Source organism: Bradyrhizobium embrapense (genome assembly GCF_001189235.2).
Taxonomy (GTDB): Bacteria; Pseudomonadota; Alphaproteobacteria; order Rhizobiales; family Xanthobacteraceae; genus Bradyrhizobium; species Bradyrhizobium embrapense.
In genome coordinates, this window is the sequence record NZ_LFIP02000007.1 from 1 (window position 1) to 13,518 (window position 13,518).

Below are 13,518 nucleotides of genomic sequence, written 5' to 3' on the forward strand. Positions count from 1 at the left end.
CCCGCCGAGGATCTCCTTGATGCGGTCGATCGAGGACAGGATCAGCGTCACGGCTTCCGCCTTCACCGGCATGCCGTCGCGGAATTTGCCCATCAACGTCTCGCCGGCATGCGCCAGCGCTTCCAGCCGCGGCAGTCCGAGGAAGCCGCAGGTCCCCTTGATCGTGTGCACGAGCCGGAAAATGTTGTCCAGGATCTTCGCGTTGTTCGGATCCTGCTCGAATTGCACCAGCTGGTTGTCGACCGTATCCAGGCTCTCGCTGCTCTCCGTCAGGAACTCGCGCAACAGATCGTCCATGAAACCAACCTTCGAAAAACGCCGAAAACGCTGCGGCGCGCGACATCGACGCGCCGGCCGGAACTCAGGTCAGCTTCTCCGCAAAGCGTTTAAGTTTGGTTGAGTAATTGGAAAAGAACGGGATCAACAAAGAGATAAGGCCGCACGATCGGATCGCGCGGCCGGTCGTAACCTTTGCTTAAGGATGTTGCCGCGGCCCCGTTCAGGACGCCGCGATGATGACCTTGTCGCCGTCGAGCGCGAGCGTCACTTTCAACCCGCAGGCATCAGCCAACAGGCGGGTGTAATGCGGCTGCACCGCATGCGCATCGACCGTGTTCGGCGAGCTTGCATTGAGCAGGTCGACGATGTTCTGCGGCACCCGCGCATTGAGGCCCGCGGCCAGGATGCGGAAGCTCATCGTCTCACCCTCACCGACCGGATCGATGGTGAGCGTGCCGCCGCGCGGAATGGTCTGCTGCGCGATGACCAGCATGTTCAGCAGCAGCTTGACGCGATTCTTGGGCATCAGCAGCCGCGGCAAATTCCAGCTCAGCGTCACCTTGCCGTCCTCGATATGCCCCTTCGCCATGTTCTGGGCGTCGCCGAGGTCGATCTGCGCGCCGGAGGAACCCGCGGCACCGAACGCCAGCCGGCAGAACTGCAGCCGCGCCGACGCGGTCTTGGCGCTCTTGCGGATCAGGTCGAGCGCGAAGTCGCGGTCTTCGGGCTTGGGATTGTCGTCAAGGACCTCAAGCCCATTGACGATCGCGCCGACCGGACTGATGAGATCGTGACAGACCCGCGAGCACAGCAGCGCCGCGAGTTCGAGTGCATCGGGAGCGGGACCGGGAGACGAAGTGCCAGACATCAATTGTTTCCTGGAAAGCCGCACGCCGCGGGAGGAGTGCGAATCACGCATGCCTGTGGGCTTGATACACCGCGCAGACGGATGCTGCCAGCTTGCGGCGGGGCTGATAAGGGAACACAAACAGGATATGCGACCGCTGATATGAGACCCGCTCATGAATGAGGCAAGATCGCCCGCCCTTGGCTGCGAGGCCGCCGCGACGCTGCTCGAATCACTGACCAAGCTGGTGATCGAGGCCGGCCAGGCGATCCTTGCGGTCAATCGTTCCACGATGCATGTTGCCGGCAAGGGCGACGGGTCGCCGGTCACGGAGGCCGATCTGGCCGCCGACCAGATTATCGTCGAAGGGCTGGCAAGGCTTGCGCCGCGGATATCGCTGCTCTCGGAGGAGCGCGTCCATCTGGCGACGCCGCCCTACAAGGACAGCTTCTTCCTGATCGATCCGCTCGACGGCACCAAGGAGTTCGTCGCCGGCCGCAACGAGTTCACCGTCAATGTGGCGCTGGTCACGCACGGCGTGCCGCTGCTCGGCATCGTCGGTGCGCCCGCGCTGGGGCTGATCTGGCGCGGCATCGTCGGCAAGGGCGCCGAGCGATTGACATTGCGGGACGACGGCACCGTTTCGCGGGCGATGCCGATCAAGAGCCGTCCATGCCCGCCACGCGGCGCGCCCTGGACCGTTGCGGTCAGCCGCTCGCATGGCGATGCGCGCACCGAAGCCTTCATCGACGCACGCGGCGGCGCGGTGCGCGCCGTGCTGGGCTCGGCCGTCAAGTTCGGCCGCGTCGCCGAGGGCGAGGTCGATATCTATCCGCGCCTATCGCCGACGTCCGAATGGGATGTGGCGGCCGGTCACGCGGTCGTCGTTGCCGCCGGCGGCAAGGTGACCGATTCGAGCGGGCGCCCATTGCATTTTGGGCTCGGCCGCGAGGACTTTCTGGTGCCCGAATTCATTGCGTGGGGCGACCCGTCCGCAGCGGCGTGATTACTGCGCGAGACTTTCTTCCAGCTCCAGCCAGCGCGCCGCGGCTTCCTTCAGGAAGCGCGCGGGATCGGCGGCGAAGGCGTCGCGGCTGTGTTCACGATTGAACAGATAAAGCCTGTTCCCGACGACAGCCCAGAATCTCGGATTGCCGGCGCAGGTCACGCCCCGCACCAGGTCGGTCGGATCGTAGCCGCCGAACTGCGGACCATAGATTTCGGGATGCGCCACGAACGAGGCGCGGTTGCCTTCGTTGCGGAAACGCCAGACCACGCCGCTCTCGGCGGCCTCGTATTCCGGCCGCCCCTGGGTGGCGGCGGCATCGGTGAAGTAGGCGACGGGATCGAATCCCTCGATCGCCAATCCGGAGTAGCGGTTGGTCACCACACGCTCGGTCGTGGTGGCGTCGACAGGCAAAGGGAGCCAAACAGCCGTCAAAATGCCCGCCAACAGGCCGAAAAAGGCCATGCCGCGGCACGATCCATATCTTTCCTGCCGTTGTGCCGTCATAGTTGATACCGATAACATCCGAGTCGAGGGGACACTGGGCGCAACCTAGAGCCGTGCCTGTTGGCATCAGGTTAAAGGGCAACGCCCGGATTTCGATAGCAGGGGTTCTTAATGACTTTCGCATCACGCCTTGCCGCGGTCGCGTTTGCCGCGCTGATGTGCTGGAGCGCAGGGGCGTCCGCGCAGCAGCCCCCACCACCGCAATATCCACCGCCGCAGCGTGAGCAGACACCGTATACTTACGGGCCCGACGAGTTGGTCGGCGCCGGCCACAAGTTCTTCGGCAACGTCTCGCGCGGGCTCGCCTCGGTGATCGAGCGCGCGGTCAGCCAATGGGGACTGCCCAACGGTTACGTGCTCGGCGAGGAAGGCTCCGGCGCGTTCGTGGCCGGGCTGCGCTATGGCGAAGGCACGCTCTACACCAAGAACGCCGGCGATCTCAGGGTCTACTGGCAAGGGCCCTCGGTCGGCTTCGACTGGGGCGGCGACGGCGCCCGCACCATGACGCTGGTCTACAACCTGCCCTCGACGCAGGCGATCTATCAGCGCTTCGTCGGCATCGACGGCTCGGCCTATATCGTCGGCGGCTTCGGCATGACGGCACTGACCGCCAACAACATCGTGCTGGTCCCGATTCGCTCCGGCATCGGCCTGCGGCTCGGTGCCAGCGTCGGCTATCTCAAATACACCCCGCGCGCGACCTGGAACCCGTTCTAGGTCGCTGCGCCGATCGGGCGACTGTGCCGGGGGCGCTTCGGCGCGGTTAGCGATTCACCTTAACGCGGCAATCGGGCTGGCCTTTGGCCGGCCCGCCGTGGCATTGTGATTAACAAATTCCTTCTTTGCTTTGGAGTGACCCTTCATGATCGAGCCGATCATGTACGCGGCGATCGGTTTCCTGATCTCGATGCTCTGTGGCCTGATGATCGTTCCGCTGGTGCATAACCGGGCGGTGCGGCTGACCACGCGCCGCATGGAGGCGGCCACCCCGCTGTCGATGGCCGAGATCCAGGCCGACAAGGACCAGCTCCGCGCCGAATTCGCCATGTCGGCCCGCCGGCTCGAGATGAGCGTCGACCAGCTCAAGAGCAAGACCACGAGCCAGCTCGCCGAGCTCGGCAAGAAGACCGATGCGATCAACCGCATGAAGATCGAGCTCGGCGAGAAGAACGCCGCGATCTTCGCTCTGGAGGCGCGCGAGAAGGCGATGAAGGAGCAGCTTCGCGCCACCGAGGAAGAGTTTTCCGCCAAGACCGAGCTGTTGCGCAACGCCGAGCAGGCGCTGACCGACAAGCAAAGCGAGCTCGGCAAGATCAACGCCGAGCTCAGCGACCGCTCGATGACGGCGGACAGCCGTCAGGTCGAGCTGGTCGCGGTGCGGACCCAGGTCGAGGAATTGAAGAACCGCGTCAGCGATGCCGCCAGGGAGTTCGCGGCGACCGAGGCCCGCCTCGCCCAGGAGCGCAACCAGTCGGAGACCGCAACGCGCGATCTCACCGACGCGCGCGGCCGGGTCGAGAATCTGAGCCAGCGGGTGACCGATCTCGACCGCCAGCTGATCGTTCAGGTCAAGGAAGCTGAGATGCTCGGCAACCGCGTCGTCGATCTCGAGACCCGGCTTGCGACCCAGGGCAAGCTGCTTGCAGAACGCGAATTCGAGAACAGCCAGCTCAAGCAGGCCAACGCCGCCGCCGAGCGGACGATGCAGGAGCTGCGCGAGGAGATCGCTGCGGCAAGCGGCGGCAAATCGTCCGTGCTCGAGAAGCTGCGCCAGGAGAAGGCGGCGGTCGAGGAGCAGCTGCGTGTCGCCCGCGACGATCGCGGCAAGCTGCAGCGCGACATCAACGCGATCCAGCAGCAGGCCGAGAGTTCCTGGGCGACCGAGCGGATGGAGAACGCGCTGCTGCGCGAACGCATCAACGACATCGCCGCCGAGGTGGCCAAGCTCGCGATCCAGCTCGAAGGCCCCAATTCGGCGATCGAGGCGATGCTGGCGGCGGAGCCGACCGTGCCGGCCAAGGCGGCCGCCAAGCCCGCCAACGGCGCCGCAAATGGCGTCCCGCCGGGCAGCGGGATGCCCGAAGGCGGCGGCACGCTCGCCGAGCGCATCCGGGCGCTGCAGTCACACGCCTCCCGCGCCCGCCAGCAAGGCGCTTAATTCTTGCAGGGTTTGGCTTGACACCCCTGCCCGGCACTTCGTAAATCGCACGCTCTGACGAAGCGCCCATTTTCGACCGGCCGGCAACGGCCCTTGGTACGTCAGATCCCGGACGCATAGCTCAGCGGGAGAGCGTTCCCTTCACACGGGAGAGGTCCAAGGTTCGATCCCTTGTGCGTCCACCATTTAGCTCCAGATTTCAACGATTTAATAGATTGATTCCCTTAGCGTGTGCCCCAGAGGAGTCGGGGCACAACGGGGGCACATCGCTTGCGGCACGGCTAGCCAAGAATCGCTTCCTGTCCGGCCGCTGCGATTTCGAGGCTGATCAAAGCGCTTGGCTGATCCGAATACCATCGTAGGCGGACCCCTCGGCTGCACCTACGAGCCTGCCAGCAGCGTCTTCGCTGCTGTTGCTCAGGTGCCACGCGCGACGAACTGGGATTTCGCGCGACAGGCGAACTGACGCCGGGCGACGGGAGAGCCCGCCCGGCGTTCGAAGGATTCGATTCCACCGACGACAGTAAGCCGGAAACCGGGTGCGAGCGGTTCCCGCCGGCGGTCCGGTTCCGGATCCGCTCCGATTTCTAATCCTTGGAATGCGGGTTCCGAGGATGGCTTCGCGCCGACGCCGAACCAAAGATTCCGGCCGCCCGCCGACGCCCGGCGCGCCGGTCAGGAATCGTCGCATGTGCGCCAAACAGCGTCTTCGCAAGGAGATCGTGAGGAACGCAGGCGATCGTCGAAGCAGGCCGAGAAATCTAGCGGAAAGGACGCTGACCACGAGGATTGAATAGCACGTGTCGCGAGTTGATCGTTCGCTGGGGCGGTCTCACCGCCTCGCCTTCTTGGGCGGGGATCAACCGGTGGAAAACGACTCGGAAAATACCAGCCACCCAGCCTGCTGATCGGCGCGCCCCGGCCACTCGTCCTCCGCAGATAGGCCTCCCAAACTCGTCACTCTGGATCTTGCCGGACGAAGACCTGCTGTCCTTTGGGACACACGTCGAACATCGGATGCCCCATGGCAATGCGGAATGTCGTGCGGTCTACACCTATCGCCGCAAAGCAGTGCTCAAGCGTAGTGTTATCATCGACGGCATGGTGCATTGCGGACTCTGAAACTCCCGCGCGCATTGCGTGCCTTAGCAGCTTGAGGACTTCGTCATCGCCTTCCGAGCAGTAAAATTTCAAGCGCATCCTGCCGCGGACGGGATAACAGCCCTTCATCCCGGGCTCCCGATCCTCGCCGCGCTCTACCACGGCGTATCTTGGAATGTCCCGAATGTCCGGAGGCAACCGCTCGCCGTCCTCAGACGGGGAGCCGACGCCATCTGAACCGCGTCCGAGACGCGCCAGAAACCGAATTTCTCGATCCAATCGGAGAATGCATTGGCCCAACCCGGGCCGAGCGGCCCGTCGGGCCAAGCCTTGTGTTCCCACATGCCGCGCAATTGGCGCGCCGCAGCCCGCCATTCCGGGTTGGTTGCCATAGTCGTTCGCCTGTGGACAGACAGTTCGAATCGTGTGGAGTCCTAAGCCCCGGTGGCTCTCGCGAACCAGCTATGTCCATGCGGATATTGGTAGAAAGATATTTGTTGGGACGGGCCAGCGACTCTTGGATCGGATCGGTGAATTGCGGGGAAAGCGATTCGACAAACCCACCGGACGAAACGTAACAGACCGACAGGCGGCGCCCTATCCATCCCAGCCACGTCTATCTTTCAGGAAGATCATCCCGTCTAACGCGGCCAGTTTGGGCTTCGCTTCGGATTCATATCGCCGTCTCGCCGTAACGAAACGTCCTGCGGCTTTTTCGGTGAGCCTGCCGCCCCATGAACCATCCCCGTTCTGGAAGATGGTGATGTTGTGTTCATCGGTATTGACGAAGCTGTTGCCAAGCGACGAGATCCTCCAGCGGCGGTCGAGCCAACGGCTCTTGTGTCCAGCGGCCCCTCTCAGTGCGCGCTCGCGTCGCCCCGGCTCGCAATCATGCCCGTGAGGCACCGTACCGGTACACCCGGACTTGCCGCTTGGTCCATCACAATTGCCTTGCTCAGCGTCTTCGCGGCCCCAGAAGTGCGTGAGGGGGTGCGATCATCAGCCGGCCGGGCGACGAGCAAGGCGGCTCGATCCAACGTGGAACCTCTACGGGGCGACTGAAACTGGCAGTTTTCTAGCATACTGACCTGGGTTTATCTCGACGACCTCCAACGGAGAACCTCCATGTACATACCCCCCCACTTTCGAGATGACGACCTGGAGAACATTCGAGCGACAATCCGCTGCGCCCGATTGGCCAACCTGATCACGGCCACGTCAGACGGGCCCCTTGCGACGCCTCTTCCGCTCTTTCTCGATGAGAGCGAAGGCGAACACGGCGCGCTGTACGGCCACCTAGCGAAGGGCAATCCGCAATGGCGCACGCCCCCGATCGGAGAAGCTCTCGCGATCTTTGCTGGCGCAGAGGCTTATGTGACGCCATCCTGGTATCCCAGCAAACGACAATCTGAACATGTGGTGCCGACATGGAATTACATCGCGGTCCACGCCCATGGGCCGACCGAGTTCTTCGAGGATCCCGATCGCCTGCTTGAAATCGTGACGCGTCTGACGAATATCCATGAGACGTCACGTGCGACGCCTTGGGCCGTCAGCGATGCTCCCGCGGATTTCATCGCCGCCCAGTTGCGTGAGATCGTCGGCGTGCGCATCCCCATCACCAAGGTCGAAGGCAAGCGCAAGATGAGTCAAAACCGCCCCGCTCCTGACCGCCTTGGTGTCGCCACCGGCTTGGCGGTGAGCATACTGCCACGGGATCAGGAAGTTGCAGCCCTTATCCTGATTCAGGGCTGAGGCTATAATGTGCATGACTGGCGCCAACAGGGCCGGTCGACAAAGAGCAAGCCTACATCTGCAGCTCTCACGGGCTCCACCGGCATTAGTCTTGCCGTAACGCCGGTCGAGGCATTGCGGATTGGCGGCAGCGGCGTCCTCTCAGTCGAAAGTTGTTCAACAACCCGGAGCTTCGACTTAGTATTCCGCGTACTGAGAACCCAATTTGCCTCACCAGAATGAACCGGTCTCGGAGAGATCAACCTGGCCCATCGATTGACTCGCAGAATTCACTTACGGAACGGTCAGCTTGAACTTACGCACCGTGTAGAGTCTTGTCCGTATTCTGACAGAGACGCAATGTCGTGTCAGGTCGGCGCGCATAGTAAGCGTTGAGACCTTCCAAAGCCCTTCCGGCCTTATTGCATGCCAACGCTGGCTGGCACGGCCATTGCTTCAACTAAATCGATCCAGAAACAGAGCTAAAGAAGCAACAATGCTCACGCTCTCCACCCGCCCTCTCGCCTCGGAAGAACAGTCCGCCCGTTCAGCTCCCTGGTGCGCGTTGCATCCGTGACGACTCTGTTCGAACCGCGACGATCGCTCCAGACATGTAGACCAGTAAATATCTAAGTCTCGAACACATTCTATCGCACGACCACATTTGCCTTCGGTTTATGCATGAAATCCGCGATTATTTTCGACTGGAATGGCACGCTGCTCGATGATGCCAACGCGGTGCTGCAAACCATCAATGCAATTTTAAGCCGCTTCGGTCGCGCAGCTGTGGATATGCACAAGCTTCGAGAGAAGTTCGAACTTCCTCCTTCGGTTCTTTTCCGCAACCTGGACATGTCGAAAGATGAAATCGAAGTCGTACAGAGCAACGACAACGCCATTTTTCACAACACTTATGAGTTCCTGGCGCGCAACGCGGCCTTACGTAAAGGGGCTCGAAATGTTTTGCTCGCCGCTGATCAGCGAGCCATCCAAACCGTCATTGTCAGCAACCACATTGTTGGACCAATTCGCACACAATTGCGAAGACTTGGGATCAAGACTCACGTCACCGACATCTTGGCATTTGATAGCCGCGCAACTCAGTTTAGGAGCATGAGCAAGCAAGAACGGCTGCGCTTGTATATGCAGGCTAATGATCTATCCGCAGAAAGAACTGTCATCGTGGGCGATATGCCAGTTGAGACCGAGATTGCCCGCAATCTTGGCCTTATCAACGTATCAATCGTGGGTGGATATGTTTCCGAAGGGCGCTTACGCGCGGCAGGGCCCGACTACATGATTTATGATCATCATGAATTATTACCAATCTTACGGAAGCATTGCCTTTTTTAGGGCAGTTGAGTGATCGAAATAACATAACTGAATGTCTTCCGTCGGCTGCCGCTCTCTTTGCACCATATTCGGTGGGTGAGGTCGACGATCGAGCTTCTTTGTCGCTCGGTCGAATCATCGGTTGGTCCGATAACTCGCGCCAAATAGCGCAATTCGTTGCCATGGGGACTACATGTTCTTCTTTCGCCTGGCACGTTGCTTGCTGAAGATCATCCGCCTCGAAAAGCAGAAACTTCAAGGGCTTGGAAAAACAACATGAGCACAACGGCTTTGATCGGTGACGTCATTCCGGGCGCCGATGTTCTGAAACGTGCAGCGCGCATCGGTGCCGAAGTCAAAAATATCGAGCTATCGGGCGATCTACCGGACCGCACGATCGCTGCGATCAACAGCTTGCTTCTCGAGCACAAGGTGATCTTCTTCCGCAACCAACGACATCTCAATGACGTTGAACAGGAGCGCTTTGCTGCTCGTCTTGGAAAGCTAACGCCGCATCCGATGCTCGGCGCCGCCAAGGGGACGGCCTCGCTCCTTGAGCTGGACTCCACTCGCGGCGGCGGTCGCGCCGATGTTTGGCATGCGGATGGGACCTTCGCCGATGCCTATCCCAAGATTTTAGTCCTGCGGGCCGTAGCAATGCCAGCTTTCGGAGGCGACACCGTGTGGTCGAACACAGCTTCCGCGTATCTCGATCTGCCGCCGCCGCTACAACGGCTTGCCGAGGAGCTATGGGCCGTTCACAGCAACGTTTTCGATTACGCCGGGATCGCGCGTGTGCGCGAGGTGGACAAGAAACACTTCGACGAGGTATTCACCAGAACGGTTTTTGAGACCGAGCATCCCGTCGTGCGCGTCCACCCCGAAACAGGCGAGCGGACGCTAGTGCTCGGCGCTTTGGTGAAGCACTTTGTTGGGATCTCCAAATACGACGGACAAAAGCTCTTCGATCTGTTCCAGTCTCATATCACCGCGCCCGAAAACACTGTGCGCTGGAACTGGTTAGTGGGCGATATCGCGATATGGGATAACCGCGCAACGCAGCATTACGCCGTCAACGATTACGGGGACGGGCATCGCGTCGTACGTCGGGCTACAATCGAGGGCGACGTGCCTATCAGCGTCGACGGCCGGAGCAGTGTACCGCGCTTGAGGGTGACCGAATAAATGCCCATCGACGCCAGGCGCTCTTGCGTCTGAAGACGGAGAAAGCCCGGGCAATCAGAGTTATTTCGGGGCAGACGCGGGAACACGCTTTCCGACGCGATATCTTAGCTCACGGGCCAAACCCGGCAGCGTCTCGGTTGATGCATCGTACTGTTAGCTTTGACCGGCAGCTTCGAGAAGCCTCGAGCATCACTGTCATTCGCCGGCGACCGGTACGCGGCCGCCACGTTTCAATTTAGAAAATCCTCGATCCGTGGCCATAAAGCGCGCCAACATGGGAGCGATGAGCTTAGTCGGTTCGACCACTTGACCACCTTCACGCGTAAGGGCTTCTGCATATGCAATGAGATCGCGATGCACGGCCGCCGGCAGCTCCGCGCTCACTTTGACCGGCTTGTCATCTGGAAGCTCTCCTATTTTGAGCTTTGGCATGTTGTCACCCTCTATACGGCGTAAGTATGAGGTCACGATTGACAAGAACACGAACCGGGAAACCAGGTCGTACGGTCAAAGTAGGCTGGATGTTGAGACTGCGTCGAACCACCTGCTGTCCGGTCTGGTTCAGTGAGTCCGAGCCGCCGTGTCGCAATGCCTGGATAATTGCGCTGTCGTTGCTGTTGGTGTCCGAACCGGCGCCCAGTTCAGTCCCCACCGCCAGAAACGTCGAAAGCGCCGCAGCCTTGAACAACTCACCCCAGTGATTGTCGACCTCGTCTTCGAGGCCTGCATACCCTGCTGTGTCAGCGCCAGGCTGCCGCTCGAGAACGACGGAACGTCCATTTGGCATGATCAGCCGCGTCCAGACCAGCAGAACGCGGGACTGGCCGAAGGTGACTTGGCTATCGTATATACCGATCAGACGCGCTCCCTGAGGCACTAACAAGAACCGACCGGTGGGCGTGTCGTATAAGTTTTCGGTGACCTGCGCGGTTACTTGGCCTGGAAGGTCTGATCGAATCCCGGTGATTAGGGCTCCCGGAATGACCGTCCCAGCCTGCACGATATACGGTGAAGCTGGCTTGGTGATGCGGTCAGGGCTGACCGTACGACGGTCCGCAGAGGCGTTCACGAAGGCAAGCTTGCGGTCCTGGCCGTTCTGCGCAGATCCGTCATCGCCGCTGCTCGTTGAGTTCGGTGGCACGGCGCGGTCGCTTCCAACAGCCGGGGCGGCGGCTGGACGCACGTCTCGTCCATTGGTCGCGGCGAACAAATGGCTGATGCGGGCTGCCTCGGTCTCTTGATCTCGGCGCTGCTGGTCCGGATCGGCCCCGCTCGTCGGCAACGGACCTTGGGCGGCAAGGATCGGTCGACCGAGATCCCCGGGGAGCGGCGGACCAAGCTGTGGGACGGGTTGGCGCGGAACGCCAGCATAGTCCTTCGGCAGCGTCGTAATGCCGTCCGCAACATTGTGGTGGTCGGTACTGTAAAGCTCATCGGCCGTTTGATTACGGGAGCGATTGCTCTGTAGCGACCACAACACAGTTCCGCCGATGACGAGCAATGCAACGGCGCTTCCGCCGGCCAAGACCTTCCGCGACAACCGCGTGACGCGCGGATGCTCAGCTCTCAAGCGGAAGCTTTGGGACGGTTCGCCTTGTGTCGCCGGCGGAACTGCTTGCTCGTGATCGTTTCCATTGTTCATGACGACGGCCTCCCGTCGGTCCTGACAATACGGACCTTCTGCTGGTGCTCGCCGCCGAGCCGCAGCTCGGCGGCTGCAAAGAGTCGATCGACAATCAATACGTTGCCGTAAGCGCGATAGTTGACGAGTTCGGTCTTGCCATCTGGACCGATGACAAAGAGCGGAGGCATCTCGCCTTGCACGATGCCTTGCGGGAATTCGACATAGACTTTGCGGCCATCGTCATATACGGCGAGCGGCCGCCAGGGAGGACTGTCCCCCTCGATAGCATAGCGGGAGATGCGCTGCGCCGGCCCCGGAAGAACGGGCTTCAGCGCAGCTGAACGCGACCGTTCGCGTACCGCCTCTGGATAGTACCAGGCAACAGACGGCATGTATGGTCGCTCGCGGGAGCGGAGTTCGATCAGGTAAGTGCGCCGGTCAGTATTGACCACTAGGTTGGTCTCAATCGAAGCTCGAGTCGGCTTGACCAGGATATGGACGCGCCGTGTGTCGCCGCTCCCGCTCTCGGTATCGCCCACGACCCAGCGTACGGTATCTCCGGCCGCGATCGGCCCTGCTCCCGTCAACTGTTCTCCTTCCTCTAGCGCGATATCCGTGATCTGCCCGGGCGCGGCGTAAACCTGATAGAGTGCGCCAGGACTGTAAGCGTAGATTTGCGCCGCGTTGAAATACCCACGTTTGCGCGGTTCGACCCTCGCTGCGCTGTTTGCCGTCTCAACCCGGCTCACGGGTTCGGGCTTTTCCTTCTCGGCCGATTTGCCGCCGAGAGTTGGCTTCCAGAGCGGTGGAACGTGAAGCGGCCGCGAGCTGTCGTCCAGTGCCACTGGAGCAACCGGCAGCGGCGGGACCTCCGCGTCATAGCTGATCTTTGGCGGCACGTAGGTCGCGCACCCGCCGAGCGCCGACAAACAAAGCAAGAGCGCCGACAGGAGCGCTCGCTTTGAGGTCACAAACTCGGGCCGAGGCACATTGAGCTTGCTGTGCGGGAGGAAACGCTTCGAATGAACGTCAGACGGCGTCTTGGTCACTGACTCAACTCCTTTGACCAGTTGATGGCGCGGACGTAGACGCCAAGGGGATTCTTGCGCAGGCGTTCGGCATCGCGCGGCGTTTCGATCACGATCGTAAGAATCGCGGTCCAACGCTCCGTCGAGCTCAACGATCCGTTGTCGTAGGTGCGCTGAGTCCATGCGACCCGGAAGCTTTCCGACGACGCACGAATGACGCTCGAGACGTCGACAGAAATTTGCGCCTTACCCAGCTTGGCAAAGGGGTCATTGTTGCGCGCATAGTCGTTCAGCGCAGCGGCGCCACGATCCGTCGTAAAATCATAGGCCCGGAGCCAGTTTTGGCGCAGAACGATGCCGTCGGCGGGCAGACCTCTAACATCTTCGATAAAGCGCGCCAGATGGTAAGCGATCTGAGCGTCGTTGGGTTGATAGTCGATGTTGGCCGGCGCAACCCTTTGTGTCTGGCCGAGTTGATCGACTTCGACCACCCAGGGCGTGATCGAGCCTTGGCCCGATTGCCAAACAAGGCTACCTGCGAGACCGGCTGATAACGTCAAGCAGCCGAACGCCATCAAGCGCCAGTTCTTGGCCTGCACGCGGGCAGATCCAATGCGTTCGTCCCAAACTTGGGCTGCCTTTTGATAAGGCGTGATCGGTTCGGGCATGCGCCCGTAGTGAACTGATGGTCGTTTGAACATCGATGTTTGCCCCTGC

Annotated in this window: 14 protein-coding genes and 1 tRNA gene; 7 read left to right on the plus strand and 8 right to left on the minus strand. The window is 61.1% G+C overall.

Annotated features, from left to right (window positions below; translation table 11 throughout):
* Both AKN83_RS27410 and chpT read right to left on the minus strand, forming a co-directional pair.
* Window positions 1–297, minus strand: a 297-nt coding sequence (locus tag AKN83_RS27410) for an Hpt domain-containing protein (RefSeq protein ID WP_172803629.1), incomplete at its 3' end; no start/stop codon positions are given.
* A gap of 202 nt (window positions 298–499) precedes the next feature.
* On the minus strand, window positions 500–1,147 hold the full coding sequence (gene chpT / locus AKN83_RS27415; RefSeq protein ID WP_050401257.1) for a histidine phosphotransferase ChpT: 648 nt from the start codon (window positions 1,145–1,147) through the stop codon (window positions 500–502).
* A 154-nt stretch (window positions 1,148–1,301) separates the two neighbouring features.
* Between chpT and cysQ the strand changes: the two genes are divergently transcribed.
* Window positions 1,302–2,132, plus strand: a complete 831-nt coding sequence (gene cysQ, locus AKN83_RS27420; protein ID WP_050401256.1) for a 3'(2'),5'-bisphosphate nucleotidase CysQ — start codon at window positions 1,302–1,304, stop codon at window positions 2,130–2,132.
* On the opposite strand, the gene AKN83_RS27425 is transcribed toward cysQ, so the two are convergent.
* The gene (locus AKN83_RS27425) at window positions 2,133–2,597 is read right to left on the minus strand and encodes a YHS domain-containing (seleno)protein (protein WP_050401255.1); all 465 of its coding nucleotides are present in this window, start codon (window positions 2,595–2,597) and stop codon (window positions 2,133–2,135) included.
* A 153-nt stretch (window positions 2,598–2,750) separates the two neighbouring features.
* Here AKN83_RS27425 and AKN83_RS27430 point away from each other — a divergent pair, with 153 nt between their 5' ends.
* From AKN83_RS27430 to AKN83_RS27440, 3 genes are all read left to right on the plus strand, one after another.
* Window positions 2,751–3,356: a DUF1134 domain-containing protein gene (locus AKN83_RS27430; protein WP_063695545.1), complete on the plus strand. Its 606-nt coding sequence runs from the start codon at window positions 2,751–2,753 to the stop codon at window positions 3,354–3,356.
* A 145-nt stretch (window positions 3,357–3,501) separates the two neighbouring features.
* Window positions 3,502–4,797, plus strand: a complete 1,296-nt coding sequence (locus AKN83_RS27435) for a coiled-coil domain-containing protein (RefSeq protein ID WP_050401254.1) — start codon at window positions 3,502–3,504, stop codon at window positions 4,795–4,797.
* A 110-nt stretch (window positions 4,798–4,907) separates the two neighbouring features.
* A tRNA-Val gene (locus AKN83_RS27440) sits at window positions 4,908–4,982 on the plus strand.
* 772 nt (window positions 4,983–5,754) lie between these two features.
* Here AKN83_RS27440 and AKN83_RS27445 read toward each other — a convergent pair.
* A complete protein-coding gene (locus AKN83_RS27445) occupies window positions 5,755–6,027 on the minus strand; it encodes a hypothetical protein (protein WP_143278322.1) in 273 nt (90 codons plus the stop codon).
* A gap of 996 nt (window positions 6,028–7,023) precedes the next feature.
* Between AKN83_RS27445 and AKN83_RS27455 the strand changes: the two genes are divergently transcribed.
* The 3 genes from AKN83_RS27455 to AKN83_RS27465 all read left to right on the plus strand — a co-directional run bounded on the left by AKN83_RS27455 (window position 7,024) and on the right by AKN83_RS27465 (window position 10,149).
* Window positions 7,024–7,653, plus strand: a complete 630-nt coding sequence (locus AKN83_RS27455) for an FMN-binding negative transcriptional regulator (protein WP_050401251.1) — start codon at window positions 7,024–7,026, stop codon at window positions 7,651–7,653.
* A 660-nt stretch (window positions 7,654–8,313) separates the two neighbouring features.
* Window positions 8,314–8,985: an HAD family hydrolase gene (locus AKN83_RS27460; RefSeq protein WP_050401250.1), complete on the plus strand. Its 672-nt coding sequence runs from the start codon at window positions 8,314–8,316 to the stop codon at window positions 8,983–8,985.
* 255 nt (window positions 8,986–9,240) lie between these two features.
* Window positions 9,241–10,149 (plus strand): TauD/TfdA dioxygenase family protein, encoded by a 909-nt coding sequence (locus tag AKN83_RS27465; RefSeq protein WP_050401249.1) that lies wholly within the window; start codon window positions 9,241–9,243, stop codon window positions 10,147–10,149.
* A 195-nt stretch (window positions 10,150–10,344) separates the two neighbouring features.
* Here AKN83_RS27465 and AKN83_RS38655 read toward each other — a convergent pair whose 3' ends face one another.
* Genes AKN83_RS38655 through trbF form a run of 4 tightly spaced genes read right to left on the minus strand, consistent with a single transcriptional unit; the run spans window position 10,345 to window position 13,502 of the window.
* The gene (locus AKN83_RS38655; protein ID WP_083992257.1) at window positions 10,345–10,581 is read right to left on the minus strand and encodes a DUF2274 domain-containing protein; all 237 of its coding nucleotides are present in this window, start codon (window positions 10,579–10,581) and stop codon (window positions 10,345–10,347) included.
* A 4-nt stretch (window positions 10,582–10,585) separates the two neighbouring features.
* Entirely contained in the window at window positions 10,586–11,791 is a 1,206-nt protein-coding gene (locus AKN83_RS27475) for a TraB/TrbI/VirB10 family type IV secretion system protein (protein ID WP_050401247.1), read from the minus strand.
* Complete coding sequence (gene trbG, locus AKN83_RS27480; RefSeq protein WP_050401246.1) at window positions 11,788–12,822, minus strand: P-type conjugative transfer protein TrbG; 1,035 nt, start codon at window positions 12,820–12,822, stop codon at window positions 11,788–11,790. Before trbG ends, AKN83_RS27475 begins: the two co-directional genes overlap by 4 nt.
* A complete protein-coding gene (gene trbF, locus AKN83_RS27485) occupies window positions 12,819–13,502 on the minus strand; it encodes a conjugal transfer protein TrbF (RefSeq protein WP_050401245.1) in 684 nt (227 codons plus the stop codon). The genes trbG and trbF overlap by 4 nt, the downstream gene beginning before the upstream one ends.
* Between the last annotated feature and the right edge of the window lie 16 nt (window positions 13,503–13,518).

Bases quoted from the DNA above. Each gene is read 5' to 3' on its own strand.
- chpT (WP_050401257.1), bottom strand. From the start codon at position 1,147: ATGTCTGGCACTTCGTCTCCCGGTCCCGCTCCCGATGCACTCGAACTC.
- cysQ (WP_050401256.1), top strand. From the start codon at position 1,302: ATGAATGAGGCAAGATCGCCCGCCCTTGGCTGCGAGGCCGCCGCGACG.
- AKN83_RS27425 (WP_050401255.1), bottom strand. From the start codon at position 2,597: ATGGCCTTTTTCGGCCTGTTGGCGGGCATTTTGACGGCTGTTTGGCTC.
- AKN83_RS27430 (WP_063695545.1), top strand. From the start codon at position 2,751: ATGACTTTCGCATCACGCCTTGCCGCGGTCGCGTTTGCCGCGCTGATG.
- AKN83_RS27435 (WP_050401254.1), top strand. From the start codon at position 3,502: ATGATCGAGCCGATCATGTACGCGGCGATCGGTTTCCTGATCTCGATG.
- AKN83_RS27445 (WP_143278322.1), bottom strand. From the start codon at position 6,027: ATGAAGGGCTGTTATCCCGTCCGCGGCAGGATGCGCTTGAAATTTTAC.
- AKN83_RS27455 (WP_050401251.1), top strand. From the start codon at position 7,024: ATGTACATACCCCCCCACTTTCGAGATGACGACCTGGAGAACATTCGA.
- AKN83_RS27460 (WP_050401250.1), top strand. From the start codon at position 8,314: ATGAAATCCGCGATTATTTTCGACTGGAATGGCACGCTGCTCGATGAT.
- AKN83_RS27465 (WP_050401249.1), top strand. From the start codon at position 9,241: ATGAGCACAACGGCTTTGATCGGTGACGTCATTCCGGGCGCCGATGTT.
- AKN83_RS38655 (WP_083992257.1), bottom strand. From the start codon at position 10,581: ATGCCAAAGCTCAAAATAGGAGAGCTTCCAGATGACAAGCCGGTCAAA.
- AKN83_RS27475 (WP_050401247.1), bottom strand. From the start codon at position 11,791: ATGAACAATGGAAACGATCACGAGCAAGCAGTTCCGCCGGCGACACAA.
- trbF (WP_050401245.1), bottom strand. From the start codon at position 13,502: ATGTTCAAACGACCATCAGTTCACTACGGGCGCATGCCCGAACCGATC.